This is a genomic window from Cytobacillus firmus NBRC 15306 (assembly GCF_001591465.1).
Taxonomy (GTDB): Bacteria; Bacillota; Bacilli; order Bacillales; family Cytobacillaceae; genus Cytobacillus; species Cytobacillus firmus.
The window spans coordinates 16,266-33,470 of sequence record NZ_BCUY01000020.1; the positions used below are offsets into that span (position 1 = coordinate 16,266).

Consider the following 17,205-nt stretch of genomic DNA (forward strand, 5'->3'; position numbering starts at 1 on the left):
ACTTACTAGATAAATAAAAGTAACTTAACTATACATATCAATATCAGGGGGTAATGGTATGACAGAAAATAGCCTAGTGCTTGAAACGAAAATTGATGGTTTTGATTTTAATTGGGACCTTGAAAAAGGTCTGTTTAATTTTGAAGGCGATGATGCAGTCCTATTTTGGATAAAATCCGCAATGAAAAGCTTCTTCGATACAATTGAAGAGATCTCTGGAAAGGAAACTTCCAGCCTTGTACTTGAGACCACCGGCTTCAGGCAGGGAATGGTAGTAGGGACATTCTTCAAAGATTTAAAATTCCCCATAGAAGAAGTGGCCAATATCATCCCCAGAATATATGCTTCTGCCGGCTGGGGAAAATTTATCATTACTGATTTAGATCCCGCTGCAAAAACCGCCAGGGTCAGAGCACTTGACAGCTGGGAATATAAGATTAACAAAGAACAAGGGAAAAACGAGTCTGGAACATTCCTGCCGGGACATTTTGCAGGAATCTTTTCCGCTGTGTTCGGCACAAGCCTTTGGTATAAAAAGGCAGCTGACCAGTTGGCCGGACAGGATTATACAGAGCTGGATTACTTCCCTTCAAGCGTTACTGTTGAGGAAAATATACACGCTTTGGCAAGGCGCGAAGAATCAAAAAAAATCAGCGAGCTTGAAAAATTAGTGGAGTACCGGACGATTGAATTAAAGCAGCTTGTTAAAGAAATCTCTTCACCGGTTATTCCTGTCCTGGATGGAATTGTTGTTGTCCCTCTTTTAGGAAGATATGATGAATTCCGCTCTGAAGAACTCGTCGATAAAACTCTTCATAGCCTTCCGAAGCACCAGGCAGATTGCCTAATCCTGGACCTGACCGGGTTAAATCAGTCCATCAGTGCCTACACGGTGGAATTCTTAAGCAAATTGGCTGCTGCAGCTAATCTGATCGGCACCGAAACCATTCTGGTCGGCATTTCTCCGGAACTTGGCACTAAAATTACGGAAACCAACTTTAATCTCTCTAAATTTAACTGCTTCACAAACCTGCAGCACGGCATTTATTACGCTCTTTCCAAAAAAGGCAGGAAAATTTTTTAATTATACAAAAAGCTGACTCCGCATCGGACGGAAGTCAGCTTTTTTGATTGTTTATATGATGTTGAAAATGCCCGCATCCGTAAATTATGTGCTGATAGCTGGAATTTATGTGCGGATAAGATTTTTTATGTGCGCTCAGCACTTTTTATGTGCGGTTAATTTTTATTATGTGCACAGGACACAATGACGTCTCCTATTTCTCTGCCTGCACTTTCTTCGGCGCCCCCCTATATTTCGCTTCGCGCAGCTCCAGCGCGTAGGCCTCAAGATTCGGCATTCCCATTTCTTTGGCAATGCTGATTTCTTTTTCAATATCATATGGAACCCGGACAATCTCGATGGAAAAAGGCGCAGCCTCTTTTGCTAAGTATTCCCCATGCAAAATCGCATAGGTTGCCTGAGGGATATCAAGGGAGTTCCCGACGCTTCCTGCATTGAATAGTGTCTTTTGCGGATGAATCGGTTCAACCAGGGCTGCGTGAATATCCCCGTACCCGACAACATCCGGAGTCCTGCCTTCCTCTCCGGCAGTAATATTCTCCGTATTCTCGAACATAGCCAGCTTTTCTTCATGTGAATCCCTCATCGGCACAACCCGGTGATAAATGCTTTTGGCTGAAGCATGGTAGAGTCTGATATATTTTCCGCTCATATAAAAATCGTGATGGAACGGAAGCGTGCCTAAATAGGACAAGGCCTCTTCCCCCAGCTGTCTCTGATGCCACTGCCCCTCTTCAAAGTCCAGCGGCTTCTGCATAAAGTCATCCCAGTTCCCAAGAAGGACCACTTCACAGGTCACTTTAATCCGTTCAACGGCTTTAAGAGAATTGGGTCCTTTTCCTATTAAATCACCCAGGCAAAAAATATTCTCTATTCCGCGTTCACGGATATTGTCCAGCACAGCCTCCAGAGCTGTGATATTTCCATGAATATCAGATATTACGGCTACTTTTCCCATGTTAGTCTCCTCCTTACTTTTTTTTATTTCTCCAAAACACCCAAGCTTCCTCTAGCAATTGAAAAAAAAACAAAATTTGATTTTTCCCTGTACCGCCATTACATTAGAAATATGGTAAAATAACAGCATGCCAAAGCCAACATTACATATAGAAGGAGTAGGAATTATGTCAAAAGTATTTGTATTCGGACACAAAAACCCGGACACTGACTCAATCTGTTCAGCACTTGCTTATGCAGAATTAAAAAACAAATTAGGCGTTGATGCAGAGCCAATCCGCCTGGGCCAGGTAAATGAGGAAACACAATATGCTTTAGATTATTTTAAGACTGAAGCTCCCCGGCTTGTTGAGGCAGTATCCAAGGAAGCCAGCGAAGTAATTCTTGTAGACCACAACGAATTCCAGCAAAGCGCTAATGATATCAGAGATGTTAAAATCCTTGAGGTTATTGACCATCACCGCATTGCAAACTTTGAAACAAGCGATCCGCTTTACTACCGCGCAGAGCCTGTTGGCTGCACAGCAACCATTTTAAACAAAATGTACAAGGAAAATGGAGTGGAAATCAGCAAGGCAACTGCTGGACTGATGCTTTCTGCCATCATCTCTGATTCCCTTCTGTTCAAATCTCCAACATGTACAGATCAGGACGTTGCAGCAGCACGTGAGCTTGCTGAAATTGCGGGAGTAAATGCAGAAGAATATGGTCTGGAAATGCTTAAAGCAGGAGCAGACTTAAGCAAGAAGAGCGTGAAAGAGCTAATCTCCCTTGACGCAAAGGAATTCCAAATGGGAAGCTATAAAACAGAAATCGCTCAGGTAAATGCAGTTGACCTGAATGACGTATTAAGCCGCCAGGAAGAATTGGAAGCTGTCATTACTGAAAACATCAATAACAAAGAGCTTGACCTGTTTGTTTTTGTTTTAACTGACATCCTTAACAACGACTCAGTTGCCATCTCTCTTGGCAAAGAAGCTGCAGCAGTTGAAAAAGCTTATGATGTAACACTTGAAAACAACAGTGCCGTATTAAAGGGCGTTGTTTCACGCAAAAAGCAAATTGTACCGCCTCTTACAAACGTATTGGCCGGCAAATAAAACAGAAGCAGTGCCTCACTTGGCTCTGCTTTTTACTTCTCCAATAATGCTTCTGTCCCCTTAACAAGCTTAATCATCAGTTCCTTCACTGTCACCTCTTCAGACAGTCCCACTCCCTGTCCAGCCCATAATGACATAAATTCCGGCCGCCCCATTTTCGCTGCCTGCTTCCGGATAGGAGCTGTCAGGTCATTCTGCAACGGATAAGGCAACGCCGGCACACCTTGCATATCTTCCATGAACTGATTGCGGATCCCTCTTGCAGGCTTTCCTGAGAATGCCTTCGTCACAGCTGTCTGGTCTTCCCTTGCATTAAGCAATGCCTGCTTATACAACGGGTGAGCCCCGCTTTCCCTGCATGTAAGAAAGGCCGTTCCCAGCTGGACTCCTTCTGCCCCAAGAATCATGGCAGCAGCAATTCCCCTGGCATCCATGATTCCACCTGCAGCAGCCACAGGACAGCTTACTGCATCTGCCGCCTGCGGTATGAGAGCCATGGAACCGATCTGACCGCTTTCCCCCCTGTGAAAAGTTCCCCGGTGTCCACCTGCTTCAAACCCCTGAACAACAATCATATCTGCACCAGCTTCTTCCCATTCCACTGCTTCATTAACATTGGTTGCAGTTCCAATAATGACCGTACCCTGTTTCTTTAATTCGGAAATATCGGTGGAATCAGGTATGCCAAACGTAAAGCTGCAAACAGGCACACGTTCTTCCATTAAAACAGCAAGCTGCTTTTTGTATAACGAAGTATAATCCTTTTCCGGCAGAGCTGGTTTTTCCGCCATACCAAGTTCACTGCTGTATCGTTCAAGAACAGTCCCCATGGCAATGATGTCTTCTGTTTTAGCTGATACATCGCGATCCGGAACAAAGAGATTGATGCCAAAGGGCTGATCAGTCAATTCCCGAACCTGTTTTATATCTGCTCTTATATCATCTGGCATCATATAGCCGGCACCCATATTTCCAAGTCCGCCGCAATTGGATACCCCGCTGATTAATTCCGGAGTTGTCAGCCCGCCAGCCATCGGAGCCTGGAAGATAGGATACTGGATTCCCAGCCTCGCAGTTAAGGAGTTTTGTTTCCAGCCCATTTAAAACATCCTTCCGGCTTTATTTTCCAGAAACTAGAGCATTTATTATACTATCTGCCACCGTATGCCAGATCTTAGAATCCTCCTGATAGGAAGCAGTTAATCTTCTGTACATGCTCATCTGCTCGTCCTTAAAGTTTACATCATCCTGTGCAGGAAGCTTGCTTCTTTCACTATCCACCAATTCCTGAATCTGTTTGGCCCGGGGTCCCCAAACAGCCTTTTCATCCCCTTCTTTATCTATAAAGATATAAATCGGTATTGCTCTGGATGTTCCATTAGTCAAATACTGGTCCATCAGCTCAAGATTCTGATCCCTTAAAATAAAACGGACGTCCATACCGGCTTCCTCTGCAAGTTTTGATAGGATCGGATTATTAAGCATGGCGTCACCGCACCAATCCTCAGTCAGTGCAATTACTTTCAAGCCGGCATCCTTAAGATCTGCCAATCTTGTTTTTTCCTCATCAGATAAAGAAAAACCATTATATATTTGATTCATCTCTTTTTTATTAACTTGCATCGCTTCTATATAATTCTGCGGACTTATACCCTTCTCAAACCATTCCATTAATTTCATAGTAGCCACTCCCTTATTTCGATTTCTTTAGTGTATATTCTTTTCGATCCGCTTTCATTCCTGCATTTGCTGTAGCACTTTGTAAAACTCTATCTTTTCCTGGGAAATAGGCTTTACTTTTTTGTCGGAATATAGGAAGAGCTGATGGATTCCCATCAGCTCACCTTTTATCTTTTTTGTATTTCCTGCTGCAATAATTTGTTAACAAGCGGCGGGTTGGCCTGTCCTTTTGTGGCTTTCATGATTTGGCCGACAAGGAAGCCGATTGCTTTTTGCTTTCCATTCTTGAAATCCTCGATCGATTGCGGATTCGCATCAAGTGTTTCACCGATAATTTTAAGTAGTGCACCTTCATCCGAAATCTGGACCAGGCCTTTTTCTTTTACGATTGTTTCCGGATCTCCGCCATTTTCAACCATTTCTTTAAAAACTGTTTTAGCAATTTTGGAAGAGATGGTTCCGTTTTCGATCAGCTTAATCATTCCGGCAAGTCCCTCAGGTGTCAAAGCTATATCTGTTAGCTCTTTTTGTTCAGCATTCAAGTACGCTGACAATTCACCCATTACCCAGTTGGAGGCCTGCTTGGCGTCTGCTCCATTATTGACAGCCGCTTCAAAGAAATCCGATGTTTCTTTTGTCACTGTCAGGACAGCTGCATCATAGGCCGGCAGCCCAAGTTCTTCAATATAGCGGTTCTTTCTCTGGTCCGGAAGCTCAGGGATCTCTGCACGAATGCGCTCTTTCCACTCTTCATCAATATGAATATCAAGTAAGTCAGGTTCAGGGAAATAACGATAATCATCTGAACCTTCTTTTACCCTCATTAGAATCGTTTTATTGGTCGCTTCATCAAAGCGCAATGTTTCCTGCTGGATGGTTCCGCCAGAACTTAGAATCTCTTCCTGTCTCTTCTCCTCGTATTCTAGTCCTTTGCGGACAAAGTTAAACGAGTTTAGGTTCTTAAGCTCTGTCTTTGTGCCAAATTCCTCCTGGCCGACAGGACGAAGGGAAATATTCGCATCACAGCGGAGTGAACCTTCCTCCATTTTACAGTCAGATACGCCAGTATACTGGATGATGGACTTTAGCTTCTCCAAATAGGCATAAGCTTCATTTGGCGTACGGATATCCGGCTCAGAAACGATCTCGATCAGAGGAGTACCCTGGCGGTTATAGTCTACAAGGGAATATCCTTTAGCATGAGACAGCTTGCCCGCATCTTCTTCAAGATGAATCCGCGTAATGCCGATTTTTTTCTTATAGCCGTCAACCTCGATCTCAATCCAGCCATGCTCTCCAATAGGCTTATCAAATTGTGAAATCTGGTAGGCTTTCGGGTTATCCGGATAAAAATAATTCTTCCGGTCAAATTTTGTAACTGGTGCAATTTCACAATTCAGTGCCATCGCAGCTTTCATTCCGAATTCAACTGCCTTTTTATTAATGACAGGAAGCACTCCAGGGTAGCCGAGATCAACGACCGTCGTGTTGGAGTTAGGCTCTGCTCCAAAATGGTTTGGGCTTGCAGAGAATATTTTTGAATCCGTTTTTAGTTCAACGTGTACTTCAAGTCCTATAACCGTTTCGTATTTCATGAATTTCCCCCCTTACAGTCCCGGTTTTTGCTTATGGAATTCTGTAGCCTGCTCAAAAGCATGCGCCACGCGGTAAACAGTGCTTTCATCAAAATGCTTTCCGATAATCTGAAGGCCAAGCGGCAGTCCATCCGCGAATCCGCAAGGTACGCTGATTCCGGGCACGCCGGCAAGATTTACTGGAATCGTCAGGATATCATTCGCATACATAGTCAGCGGATCAGACGTATTTTCACCAATCTTAAAGGCTGGAGTTGGCGCTGTCGGCCCAATAATAACATCATACTTTTCAAAGACTTTTTCAAAGTCCTGTTTAATCAGTGTACGCACCTTTTGAGCCTTCTTATAGTAAGCATCATAATAGCCAGAGCTTAAGGCAAACGTTCCAAGCATAATGCGGCGTTTAACCTCATCCCCGAAGCCTTCTGCACGGGTCTTTTTGTATAAATCGATTAAACTCTCAGGATCTGCGGTTCTATAGCCATAGCGTACACCATCAAAGCGGGCCAGGTTGGCCGATGCCTCGGAGGAGGACAGCAGATAATACGTTGCAAGGGCATATTTGGAGTGCGGCAGGGAAACTTCCTCCCATGTTGCCCCCAGTTTTTCTAATACCTTCAGGGCATCCAGTACGGACTGGCGCACCTCTTCATCTACACCTTTAGCCAGATATTCTTTTGGTACAGCGATTCTCAACCCTTTAACATCGCCAGTTAAGCTTTCAGCATAGCTTGGAACATCTACATTTGCTGAAGTAGAATCCATTGGGTCCAGACCTGAAATAGCCTGAAGCAGATAAGCATTGTCTTCAACTGTGCGGGTAATCGGTCCAATCTGGTCTAAAGATGAGGCAAATGCAATCAGTCCGAAACGGGATACTCTGCCATATGTAGGCTTTAACCCGACAACTCCGCAATATGAAGCAGGCTGTCTGATCGAGCCGCCTGTATCTGAGCCAAGAGAAAATAAAACCTCTCCTGCTGCAACAGAGGCAGCAGAGCCGCCGGAAGACCCTCCGGGAACTCTTTCAATATTCCAGGGATTTCGGGTTACCTGAAATCCTGAGTTTTCATTGGATGATCCCATTGCAAATTCATCCATATTCAATTTACCGATAGTAATGGTTTCAGCATTATGTAATTTGGAAGCAACCGTTGCATCATAAATTGGATCAAAGTTTTCAAGGATCTTACTCGCACTGGTGGTGCGCAGCCCTTTCGTTACAATGTTGTCCTTTACACCGATTGGCATACCGAACAAAAGGCCTTTCGCCTCGTCCGTTCCAATTTTTTCATCCATTTTCTTTGCTGCTTCGCGGGCTCTCTCTTCATCCAGTGTCAAGAAAGCTTTTACCTGGTCTTCAACCTCACTGATTCGCTTGTACGATTCACTGACAAGATCGGTAACCGTGATCTCTTTTTTATGTAAAAGCTGATGAAGTTCCGCTACCTTATGATCAAATAAACTCACCATTTTCCCTCCCTACTCAATGATAGACGGCACTTTTATATAGCCATCCTGATGTTCCGGCGCATTTTTCAAAACTTCTTCCTGTGGAAGCCCTTCTTTCGCCTTATCTTCTCTCAGTACATTTTTCATATCAAGAACATGGGATGTTGGTTCAACATGCTCTGTGTCAAGCTCATTCAAAAGCTCCGCAAATGAAATCATCTTATCCAGCTGTTCGGTATAAGCCTTAGCTTCCTCCTCAGTCATCGCAAGCCGCGCCAAGTGTGCAACATGCTTAACCTGATCGATTGAAATTCTCGACATTACTGCCACCTCCAAAAATTGAATACTGTCAATGCACAATTATTATGATCATACCAAACTTTCGTGCGTTAAAGCAACACGTGAGAATGGGCTGGTTCAGCAATCTTATGCTATTTTACCATGAGTTAAATGAGTTGTGTGTTTGCATCTCTTTTTAGAGGATAAATGAAAGGCAAACCGAATAACTGGGGATGCGATCAAAAGTACAGGAGGGGCGATAATGGAATTTTTCCGATTTGATTCCGGTGTCAGCAGGGAAATTGCGCAATTCAGCAGCCACAATACCAGCATCAGTCCGATTATCAGAAACAAAACCGCTACCGTTGGGTGTATCTACCTTAAGGAAAACAGTGTTTTAGGCATGCACCCGGCAGCTTGTCCACAGCTATTTCTCATCGTTGACGGCGAAGGATGGATAAAAACTGCTGGAGGTGAGCAGATTGCCGTCCAAAAAGGCGCTGTTTACTGGTATGAAGGCGAGGAACACGAATCTGGCTCTTACCTTGGAATGACAGCCATTGTGATTGAAGGTCCGGGTTTGGATCCGCAACTGTACCTGAAACCCTTGGAATAGGCTTTGGCCAGGAAGTGCTGTAGTTTGGCCGGTATTTTATTGCGTTCGGCCGGTAACTCTGCATTTTGGCCGGTAAATTAATCAATTTGGCCGGTAAACTCTGCATTTTGGCCGGTAAACTCCGAATTTAGGACTGTATTAAGTTGCCTTCACCTAAAAAACAGAGCAGCGTGGCAGCGCTGCTCATTTAAGCTTGAATAGTTTGGCAAATAGGCCGCCTTTTTTCGGCTTTTCCGCCTCTGCTTTAACCGTTTTTCTCTCCACAAATATTTCCGGTTTATCAATTGCATAGTCATAGGCAAGAACGAGCCCTATTTCTGAATTATGTTCTTTGTTGGTTACAATTGTATATTCTACTTTATTGGCAGAAGCCAGTTTTATATATTTCGATAAATAGGAGTAGTTCATATTCCCATTCAAATAAAGATGAGCTTTGCGGTTGGCTTTAATAGCTTCTTCCACCTGAGGATAGATTCCATCTTCCCTCATCTGCGGCTGCTTTAGGGCAATCACTACCCTCTCCCGAAGCGAGCCAAGAAACTTGCGGCGCTCATCAGGCTTGGTTTGTTTCTGTCCATGAATCCCCTGTTGAAGATAATCATCTATATTTTCAGCCAATTGTATATCCTCCATCCTTATATGACCTCATTGTTTTCATTGTATTCACTATTATGCCCTATTTCAAATTTCGCCTATATAATATGTATGTTTTTGCAGGAATTACTGTGCTTGCCTGTTAATCAAAAAAATACCCCCCTTCCATGGAAGAGAGGTTCAAAATAGGAGAATATACAGGTAAAAAATCAATTTTCATTCGGGTAAAAATTAAGCCTCCTGCTTTTCAGTAAACTGTTCCTCTTCAGTAGATCCCTTTAAAGCTGTTGTCGAGGAAGTGCCTCCAGTAATGACCATTGATACTTGGTCAAAATAGCCGGTGCCCACTTCACGCTGATGTCTTGTCGCCGTGTAACCATGTGCTTCGCTGGCAAACTCAGCCTGCTGCAGTTCAGAATACGCAGCCATTCCACGGTCTTTGTAGCCGAGTGCCAATTCAAACATGCTATGGTTCAGAGCATGGAATCCTGCCAATGTAACGAACTGGAACTTGTAGCCCATTTTGCCGAGCTCCACCTGGAATTTTGCAATCGTTTCGTCATCCAGCTTTTTCTTCCAATTAAATGAAGGTGAACAATTATATGCTAACAGCTTGCCTGGGAATTTTTCATGAATTGCTTCAGCAAAACGTCTCGCTTCATCAAGGTTCGGTTCAGATGTTTCACACCATACCAGGTCTGCATAAGGAGCATACGCCAGCCCCCGAGCAATCGCTTGTTCAAGTCCTGCTTTTGTCCGGAAGAATCCTTCAGGAGTGCGTTCCCCTGTAATGAAAGGTGCATCATACGGATCCACATCACTTGTAATCAGGTCGGCTGCGTTAGCATCAGTCCGGGCGACAATAACAGTCGGCACTCCCATAACATCCGCTGCCAGCCTTGCAGATATTAAGTTCTTAACAGCAGTCTGGGTTGGAAGCAACACCTTTCCGCCAAGATGTCCACATTTCTTCTCAGATGAAAGCTGGTCCTCAAAATGCACTCCGCCGGCACCCGATTCAATCATGCCTTTCATAAGCTCAAATACATTAAGCTGGCCGCCGAACCCAGCTTCAGCATCTGCTACAATTGGAGCAAACCAGTCAATGGAATGATCCCCTTCCATATGATGAATCTGGTCAGCACGCTGAAGGGCCTGATTAATCCTTTTAACAACACTAGGAACACTGTTGGCCGGATACAGGCTTTGGTCGGGATACATATTTCCGGAAAGGTTGGCATCAGCAGCAACCTGCCACCCGCTTAAGTAAATGGCCTTTAGCCCGGCCTTAACCTGCTGGACTGCCTGATTTCCCGTTAACGCGCCTAATGCGTTGACGAAATCCTCTTCATTGACAAGCTTCCACAGTTTCTCTGCACCACGGCGAGCTAATGTATGTTCAATATCAATTGACCCTCTTAATTTTATGACATCCTCAGCAGTAAACGGCCTTTCTACCCCACTCCAGCGTTCATCCATTTCCCAGCTTTCCTGCAACTGACGCACTCTTTCATCTGACATTTGATTAAATCCTCCTTTTAATTTTGAAAAGATTTTCAGCAAGATCCCGGATGCAATGCAATTCTGTGCCATAACAGATTATTAAAATCACTCTGTTATGATATAATTCTATGTTGTTATAAAACAATATTTTATCTATGTTTTGTATTATATAACAGATAAACTGGATTGGGAAGCCCTTGTTTTAAAAAAATCAAAATTAGCAGAATATTTTATCCCATTTTCTTTCACTTTCATTCTCTGGCTATGATATAGAGAATTGTTGTGTTTTTAGAAATCAATTTGATTCATGAAGGAGAATTTATGAAAGATAGAAATCGCCGCTTGTTGGGGATATTGTTACAGAACGGGCCAAATACATTATGGAATCGACTCTGCAGCAGAGTGTAAAGCTGTGTATTAGTCATTTAATTATTGGCCTGTCGGGTGTCATTATGGTCGACACAATGGTTGCATACCAAATCTTCGAGGTAATCGGCTCATTAAAACTTATCGGTGTTCAGTCAACTCGGCATCCGGCCTGAAGTTGCCCAGACAGCCATCCAGCTTGGAATAGACTTTACGGACATCATCACTGAAAAAAATCAATATTTAATCCTTGAGGGACCTGCTGGGGTCTTTTTTTATTTATCCTAAAAACCCCCCTGCCAGCCAACTTAATTTTATAAATTTAGATGAATAGATATGTTGATATAGTAGATATAGCAGAAAATTAATGCGAAATAACGTATTTTTATACAATTGTATCTTTATAGTTTTTTAGATTTTTTGTTCCTGCATCTTAACTATGTTATGATAATAAACGTCTTTCAAAAGCGGACTTAACCCCAACCGATCTTATCTCCAAACAAAAAACTGTATGTTACTGTATAAAGGGATCTATTGCGCGGGTATTTAATAGGGGGACTAATAGGAGGTGAACATATGGATTTTACTATGGCAACGTGGCTTTGGCTTCTGATTCCAATGCCATTATTGATCGTACTATCAGGCATATCTCTATTTACAGAAAAGGGAGAGGGTAAATAAACATGGATATAAATATTCCAACGTTAACATCAATCATAATCTATCTGGCAGGAATGCTTCTGATTGGTATACTTGCGGCCAGAATGACTAAAGATTTATCTGATTATGTATTAGGCGGCCGAGGGCTGGGACCAGGAGTTGCAGCCTTGAGTGCAGGGGCATCCGATATGAGTGGATGGCTTATGCTCGGATTACCTGGTGCCGTATATTTAGGCGGTATGGGAGAGATTTGGCTTCCAATTGGATTGTCTGTCGGCGCATATTTAAATTGGCAGTTTGTGGCCAAACCACTGCGGGTTTACACGGAAGTAGCCAGCGATTCTATTACGGTACCCGGATATTTTGAAAACCGATTCCACGATACTTCAAAAATATTGCGTGTTGTTTCGGCAATCGTTATTTTAATCTTTTTCACTTTCTATACTTCATCCAGCCTCGTCGGCGGTGCCATCTTGTTAGAGAACTCATTTGGGATGGATTATACACTCGCACTTTGGGTCGGAGCTGCTGTTATTTTATCATATACATTGTTTGGAGGGTTCCTTGCAGCCAGCTGGACAGATTTCATTCAAGGAATTTTAATGTTCCTTGCCATGATTATTATACCCATTGTTGCCATTCAGGAGCTTGGCGGATGGAATGAGACGATGCAGAAAATCGGATCTATGGATACTTCTTATTTAGATGTCTATTCCGGTGCCACTTTTGTTGGTGTAGCTTCGCTATTGGCATGGGGATTAGGTTATTTTGGACAGCCGCATATCCTTGTTCGTTTTATGGGATTAAGATCTACCAATGATGTTCCAAAAGCACGTTTTATCGGTATGACCTGGATGATTATTTCCTTGTTCGGAGCTTTGTTTGTAGGCTTTGCCGGAATCGCCTATTTCGCGGATACACCGCTTGCCAATTCTGAAACAGTATTTATCATGTTTTCACAAGTACTCTTTAATCCATGGGTAGCCGGATTTTTATTAGCAGCCATTCTCTCAGCAATCATGAGCACAGTTGACTCTCAATTGCTCGTTTCTTCAAGTGCACTGGCGCAGGATTTTTATAAATCCATCTTCAGAAGAAATGCTTCCCAAAAGGAAGAAATGATTGTTGGCAGAATTGCTGTATTGAGCATTGCCGTTATCGCTATCTTCTTAGGGTATAACCCCGAAAGCAAGGTATTGGAGCTTGTCAGTTATGCATGGGCCGGATTTGGTGCAGCCTTCGGGCCGGTTATCATTCTGAGCCTGTTCTGGAAACGTATGACGCGAAATGGCGCCCTTGCCGGCATTATTGTTGGTGCTGTAACAGTAATTGTCTGGGCACAGCTTACCGGCGGACTGTTTGATTTGTATGAATTGGCGCCCGGATTCCTTTTTGCAGGCCTAGCAATCATCATCGTCAGCCTTCTCGATAAGGCGCCTTCAAAAGAAGTCCAGGAGCAGTACAATCAATATAAGTCTGTCCTAAAAAAATAATGGCAGAAACCCTCTTCTTATGTGAAGAGGGTTTTTGTATGTAAGCTGTTTCAGTTACAGCCTTCAGCTTGGCAATTACACTACTTCTGCTCCCAGCGTATTTGCAAAATGCCGTAAGGCCCACTCATGGCCCTCCTGGTCAAATGATGCAACTGCATCTTTATGAATCACTATTTTAAAACCTCTATTATAAGCATCCACTGCCGTATGAAGCACGCAAATGTCGGTACATACACCGGCCAGGTGCACTTCCTCTACACCACGCTCCCTTAATTTTATCTCGAGATCCGTTCCTGCAAATGCGGAGTATCTTGTTTTGTCCATGAAATAAACATTCTCAGCTTCCTTGTTTATTTCATAAACCTGCTGCAGTGTGCCGTAAAGATTTCTTCCCTCCGTGTTCCGGATATTATGCGGCGGAAACAATTTCGTTTCTGGGTGATGGAGGTTTCCTTTATCATGCACATCAATGGCAAAAACAGTAAAGTGTCCGTTAGCGATAAACGCTTGTGTGAGTTCTGTGATTTTCTTTTCCAGCACCTGGCCAGACTTACCGCATGTCAGGGCACCGTCTTCAGCTACAAAATCATTTGTGTAATCGATATTGATCAAAGCTTTGTTTGGCATTTTTGCATCACTCCAATCCATTGGCTTATTTTCATCATATACTCCAAAGTGCTGAATATCCAATAAAAAAGGAACAGCAACCAAATTGCTGTTCCCGCCTCATTAATACATTTCAGAAGTAGTCTTCGCCTGCATGTGCAGAAGAATGTAGTCAGGGCCGCCCGCTTTGGAGTCTGTTCCTGACATGTTGAATCCGCCGAATGGCTGGTATCCGACGATCGCACCTGTACAGCCGCGGTTGAAGTATAGGTTTCCAACATGGAAATCCTCGCGCGCTTTTTGGATGTGCTCACGGTTCTGCGTGATCACCGCTCCTGTTAGGCCGTACTCTGTGTTATTGGCGATTTCAAGCGCATGGTCGAAATCTTTTGCTTTTGTGAAGCCAACGACTGGCCCAAAGATTTCTTCCTGCATAAGGCGTGCATCCGGTGCAAGATCCGCGAACACTGTCGGCTTGATGAAGAAGCCTTTTGAGCTGTCTCCTTCTCCGCCTGTCATCAGCTTGCCTTCTTCTTTGCCGATTTCGATGAAGCTCATGATTTTATCAAATGCGGCCTGGTCGATCACCGGACCCATGTAATTGCTTTGGTCTTCCGGATTGCCCTGCGTTAATTCATTTGTCAATTCCACCACACGGTTAAGAACCTGATCATATACATCCTCTACTACAACGGCACGTGAACATGCAGAGCATTTCTGGCCGGAGAAGCCGAAGGCAGATGCCACGATGGAAGTCGCTGCCAGTTCAAGGTCAGCTTCTTTGTCGACAACGATTGTGTCCTTGCCGCCCATTTCCGCGATGACACGCTTCAGCCAGATTTGGCCTTCGTTTAATTTAGATGCGCGCTCGTTGATGCGAAGACCCACATCACGTGAACCTGTGAAGGAAATGAAGCGAGTGTCTTTATGGTCAACCAGATAGTCGCCCACTTCTGCACCGCTGCCCGGCACGAAGTTCAGAACGCCCTTCGGAAGGCCTGCTTCTTCCATTACTTCAACGAATTTTGCTGCCACAACCGGTGTAGTGGAAGCTGGTTTTAATAGAACTGTGTTTCCTGCCACGATTGCCGCAACAGTTGTGCCGGCCATGATCGCAAGCGGGAAGTTCCAAGGAGAGATGATGATGCCTACTCCTAATGGAATGTAGTCATAACGGTTATATTCGTTCGGACGGCTGTTGACTGGAACACCGTCTTTAATTTTTAAGATCTGGCGTGCATAGTACTCAAGGAAGTCAATCGCTTCCGCAGTGTCAGCATCTGCCTCATTCCAAGGCTTTCCTGCTTCCTTCGTTAAAAGGGCAGAAAACTCATGCTTGCGGCGCCGGATAATCGCAGCAGCTTTGAACAACACATCCGCACGTGTTTCCGGCTTCACTTTTCTCCATGTTTTGAATGCTTCCACAGCAGCCTGCATTGCTTTTTCCGCAAGCTCGCGGTTTGCCTTTGAAACACGGCCAACTACTTCTTCTTTATTAGAAGGATTGATGGATACAATTTTATCTTCAGTAGAAATACGCTCTCCGCCAATCAAAAGATCATAATCCTGGCCCAAATAGCTTTCTACAGTTTGTAAACCCTTTAAATATGCTTCACGATTTTCTTCCTCTTTAAAATTCGTGAATGGTTCATGCTTATAAGGTTGTACCATTTTTACCGCCTCCTGAGTGTACAAATATCAAACGTCAGATCGTAGAGCCCCGTCCCGCTCTATAAACATGCTGGAACAAGGTCTGCTAACCTCTTAAAACGTTTTCATCCAAAGACTATATTAACACGAAAATAACATTATCTTCAAACATTCTCCGCTGATGATATATATTAACATCTACATGGCGGAGTTGCAGGTTTCACTTAGAAGGATAAGGGGTTTAAGCCCTATTGGGCAGGCTTGGATAAAACTGTTATATATATTTTTTAGTACTGTATTGGACATAATTCTTATTTTTCATCACAACAAAGCCCTCTCTCTCAAAACAACAAAACCCAGAAGGTGCATCTCATGCACTTCTGGGTACCTGGTTCTATTGATAGATATGGACAAAAGGTTCACTTTGGTCTGCTTTCCGGACTACAAGCGCTTCCGGGCCGTTGACTGATGAGATATTTACCTGGACTGAGATGTATTCAGGGAAGTGTTTGACAACAAGCCCTGTCACATATTGTGTAAATCCAATACCTTCTGCTTTCCCATAGAATTGGATTGGGATATCAATATTGATTTCTTGCAATTGATCCTGGGCATAAAAAGCTTTTCCGATAACTCCATTGAAATTCGGGAAGTATGTTTCAACATCCTGTTTAAAGTTAAGAAAAGCCGTTAAATCATCACGATGATTTTTTTCAGCCGTGCTTGAAGGGAAAAGGACATATTTCTCGCTGATATCTTCCCATCCGCCTAGCTTATTGCTTCCTTTTTCTGCCTTAGCGTATGCAAAAAAGCTTCCCGGCACAACCGAAGTTCTTGGCTGCTGTTCAAACAAAGCAATGGTTACCGGCACATCCTTCAGGCCCTTGATTTGCCGTACTCTCTGCAGGACTTCTTCAGCCATCTTTTTGCCTTCCTGTTCAAGAACATCCCGTTTAATTTCTGTTTCAAAAGTCGCGCCATATTGTTCCTTCTGATAATAATGAACAGAGTTCATGGCAAGGCCGATTACAACACCTTCGAGCTTCCCTTTTCCATCATCATTCCTCACGAGATAGTTATGTTCAAGTATATGGGCTAGATAAATTGGGCTTTTTTCATTATTTTTATCAATATCCCCGCCATCTGCAATCATGGGATTTAGGCCGATGTTATCTTCAGCTTTCATTTTGAGTTCCTTCAGCTGAGTTTCAGTGAACTTGCGGTTTAGCCAGGCTTGGACAGTTTCCCTTTTTAGATACTGGCCATCCTGAAAAAAATACTTTTCCGTGTCAAACGTATTTTGTGCCACACGCATTAGTCCGGTCTCAAACTCATTAATGTCATATTTAGTGCTTATATTATTGACCACAAGACCCCTGGACTCACTTGGTTTAAACGGCAGCAGCGTTCGATAATACTTGTCAGAAATTTTGTAGTTCGGAATGATTGCCTTATCCTTTTCGTTCTTGTCTTCCTGAACAACTTCCTCCTGCTTATTAAAATTAGGCGCACAGCCTGCAAGCAGAAGGGTTAGGGATAAAGCAAGCATCATTAGTTTTTTCACGGAGCT

15 protein-coding genes and 1 pseudogene are annotated in these 17,205 nt (G+C 43.6%); 5 read left to right on the forward strand and 11 right to left on the reverse strand.

Annotated elements, in window-relative coordinates:
- Window positions 1-58: 58 nt before the first annotated feature.
- Entirely contained in the window at window positions 59-1,084 is a 1,026-nt protein-coding gene (locus tag BFI01S_RS08135) for an STAS domain-containing protein (RefSeq protein ID WP_061792166.1), read from the forward strand.
- Between the two features lie 193 nt (window positions 1,085-1,277).
- Here the strand turns inward: BFI01S_RS08135 and BFI01S_RS08140 are convergent, their stop codons facing one another.
- Window positions 1,278-2,042 carry a metallophosphoesterase family protein gene (locus BFI01S_RS08140; protein ID WP_061792167.1) on the reverse strand — a complete coding sequence of 255 codons (765 nt, stop codon included), beginning with the start codon at window positions 2,040-2,042 and terminating at the stop codon, window positions 1,278-1,280.
- 166 nt (window positions 2,043-2,208) lie between these two features.
- On the opposite strand from BFI01S_RS08140, the gene BFI01S_RS08145 reads away from it, so the two are divergent.
- Window positions 2,209-3,141, forward strand: a complete 933-nt coding sequence (locus BFI01S_RS08145; RefSeq protein ID WP_061792168.1) for a manganese-dependent inorganic pyrophosphatase — start codon at window positions 2,209-2,211, stop codon at window positions 3,139-3,141.
- Window positions 3,142-3,173: 32 nt separating this feature from the next.
- Here the strand turns inward: BFI01S_RS08145 and BFI01S_RS08150 are convergent, their stop codons facing one another.
- The 5 genes from BFI01S_RS08150 to gatC form a co-directional block, all read right to left on the reverse strand.
- The gene (locus BFI01S_RS08150; RefSeq protein ID WP_061792169.1) at window positions 3,174-4,241 is read right to left on the reverse strand and encodes an NAD(P)H-dependent flavin oxidoreductase; all 1,068 of its coding nucleotides are present in this window, start codon (window positions 4,239-4,241) and stop codon (window positions 3,174-3,176) included.
- A 19-nt stretch (window positions 4,242-4,260) separates the two neighbouring features.
- The gene (locus BFI01S_RS08155) at window positions 4,261-4,821 is read right to left on the reverse strand and encodes a thioredoxin family protein (RefSeq protein ID WP_061792170.1); all 561 of its coding nucleotides are present in this window, start codon (window positions 4,819-4,821) and stop codon (window positions 4,261-4,263) included.
- A 167-nt stretch (window positions 4,822-4,988) separates the two neighbouring features.
- Window positions 4,989-6,416, reverse strand: coding sequence for an Asp-tRNA(Asn)/Glu-tRNA(Gln) amidotransferase subunit GatB (gene gatB, locus BFI01S_RS08160; RefSeq protein ID WP_061792171.1), 1,428 nt, complete (start codon window positions 6,414-6,416; stop codon window positions 4,989-4,991).
- A 12-nt stretch (window positions 6,417-6,428) separates the two neighbouring features.
- Window positions 6,429-7,886 carry an Asp-tRNA(Asn)/Glu-tRNA(Gln) amidotransferase subunit GatA gene (gene gatA / locus BFI01S_RS08165; RefSeq protein ID WP_061792172.1) on the reverse strand — a complete coding sequence of 486 codons (1,458 nt, stop codon included), beginning with the start codon at window positions 7,884-7,886 and terminating at the stop codon, window positions 6,429-6,431.
- Between the two features lie 12 nt (window positions 7,887-7,898).
- Window positions 7,899-8,189: an Asp-tRNA(Asn)/Glu-tRNA(Gln) amidotransferase subunit GatC gene (gatC, locus tag BFI01S_RS08170; protein WP_061792173.1), complete on the reverse strand. Its 291-nt coding sequence runs from the start codon at window positions 8,187-8,189 to the stop codon at window positions 7,899-7,901.
- A gap of 220 nt (window positions 8,190-8,409) precedes the next feature.
- Between gatC and BFI01S_RS08175 the strand changes: the two genes are divergently transcribed.
- A complete protein-coding gene (locus BFI01S_RS08175) occupies window positions 8,410-8,763 on the forward strand; it encodes a cupin domain-containing protein (RefSeq protein WP_061792174.1) in 354 nt (117 codons plus the stop codon).
- A gap of 183 nt (window positions 8,764-8,946) precedes the next feature.
- Here BFI01S_RS08175 and BFI01S_RS08180 read toward each other — a convergent pair whose 3' ends face one another.
- Both BFI01S_RS08180 and aceA read right to left on the reverse strand, forming a co-directional pair.
- Window positions 8,947-9,381 (reverse strand): YueI family protein, encoded by a 435-nt coding sequence (locus BFI01S_RS08180; protein ID WP_061792175.1) that lies wholly within the window; start codon window positions 9,379-9,381, stop codon window positions 8,947-8,949.
- A 207-nt stretch (window positions 9,382-9,588) separates the two neighbouring features.
- The gene (gene aceA / locus BFI01S_RS08185) at window positions 9,589-10,878 is read right to left on the reverse strand and encodes an isocitrate lyase (RefSeq protein WP_061792176.1); all 1,290 of its coding nucleotides are present in this window, start codon (window positions 10,876-10,878) and stop codon (window positions 9,589-9,591) included.
- Between the two features lie 320 nt (window positions 10,879-11,198).
- Between aceA and BFI01S_RS22380 the strand changes: the two are divergent.
- Together BFI01S_RS22380 and putP are read left to right on the forward strand one after the other, a co-directional pair.
- Window positions 11,199-11,514 (forward strand): annotated as a pseudogene (locus BFI01S_RS22380) (STAS domain-containing protein); the annotation flags it as partial.
- Window positions 11,515-11,909: 395 nt separating this feature from the next.
- The gene (gene putP, locus BFI01S_RS08190) at window positions 11,910-13,379 is read left to right on the forward strand and encodes a sodium/proline symporter PutP (protein ID WP_061792177.1); all 1,470 of its coding nucleotides are present in this window, start codon (window positions 11,910-11,912) and stop codon (window positions 13,377-13,379) included.
- Window positions 13,380-13,454: 75 nt separating this feature from the next.
- Here putP and BFI01S_RS08195 read toward each other — a convergent pair whose 3' ends face one another.
- The 3 genes from BFI01S_RS08195 to BFI01S_RS08205 form a co-directional block, all read right to left on the reverse strand.
- Window positions 13,455-14,006 carry a cysteine hydrolase family protein gene (locus tag BFI01S_RS08195; protein WP_061792199.1) on the reverse strand — a complete coding sequence of 184 codons (552 nt, stop codon included), beginning with the start codon at window positions 14,004-14,006 and terminating at the stop codon, window positions 13,455-13,457.
- Between the two features lie 102 nt (window positions 14,007-14,108).
- Window positions 14,109-15,656: an L-glutamate gamma-semialdehyde dehydrogenase gene (gene pruA / locus BFI01S_RS08200; protein WP_061792178.1), complete on the reverse strand. Its 1,548-nt coding sequence runs from the start codon at window positions 15,654-15,656 to the stop codon at window positions 14,109-14,111.
- A 373-nt stretch (window positions 15,657-16,029) separates the two neighbouring features.
- Entirely contained in the window at window positions 16,030-17,199 is a 1,170-nt protein-coding gene (locus tag BFI01S_RS08205; RefSeq protein ID WP_061792179.1) for a CamS family sex pheromone protein, read from the reverse strand.
- Between the last annotated feature and the right edge of the window lie 6 nt (window positions 17,200-17,205).

What these genes read in the sequence shown, in the direction of transcription:
- BFI01S_RS08135 (WP_061792166.1), top strand. Translation starts at nt 59, where the DNA reads ATGACAGAAAATAGCCTAGTGCTTGAAACGAAAATTGATGGTTTTGAT.
- BFI01S_RS08140 (WP_061792167.1), bottom strand. Translation starts at nt 2,042, where the DNA reads ATGGGAAAAGTAGCCGTAATATCTGATATTCATGGAAATATCACAGCT.
- BFI01S_RS08145 (WP_061792168.1), top strand. Translation starts at nt 2,209, where the DNA reads ATGTCAAAAGTATTTGTATTCGGACACAAAAACCCGGACACTGACTCA.
- BFI01S_RS08150 (WP_061792169.1), bottom strand. Translation starts at nt 4,241, where the DNA reads ATGGGCTGGAAACAAAACTCCTTAACTGCGAGGCTGGGAATCCAGTAT.
- BFI01S_RS08155 (WP_061792170.1), bottom strand. Translation starts at nt 4,821, where the DNA reads ATGAAATTAATGGAATGGTTTGAGAAGGGTATAAGTCCGCAGAATTAT.
- gatB (WP_061792171.1), bottom strand. Translation starts at nt 6,416, where the DNA reads ATGAAATACGAAACGGTTATAGGACTTGAAGTACACGTTGAACTAAAA.
- gatC (WP_061792173.1), bottom strand. Translation starts at nt 8,189, where the DNA reads ATGTCGAGAATTTCAATCGATCAGGTTAAGCATGTTGCACACTTGGCG.
- BFI01S_RS08175 (WP_061792174.1), top strand. Translation starts at nt 8,410, where the DNA reads ATGGAATTTTTCCGATTTGATTCCGGTGTCAGCAGGGAAATTGCGCAA.
- aceA (WP_061792176.1), bottom strand. Translation starts at nt 10,878, where the DNA reads ATGTCAGATGAAAGAGTGCGTCAGTTGCAGGAAAGCTGGGAAATGGAT.
- putP (WP_061792177.1), top strand. Translation starts at nt 11,910, where the DNA reads ATGGATATAAATATTCCAACGTTAACATCAATCATAATCTATCTGGCA.
- BFI01S_RS08195 (WP_061792199.1), bottom strand. Translation starts at nt 14,006, where the DNA reads ATGCCAAACAAAGCTTTGATCAATATCGATTACACAAATGATTTTGTA.
- pruA (WP_061792178.1), bottom strand. Translation starts at nt 15,656, where the DNA reads ATGGTACAACCTTATAAGCATGAACCATTCACGAATTTTAAAGAGGAA.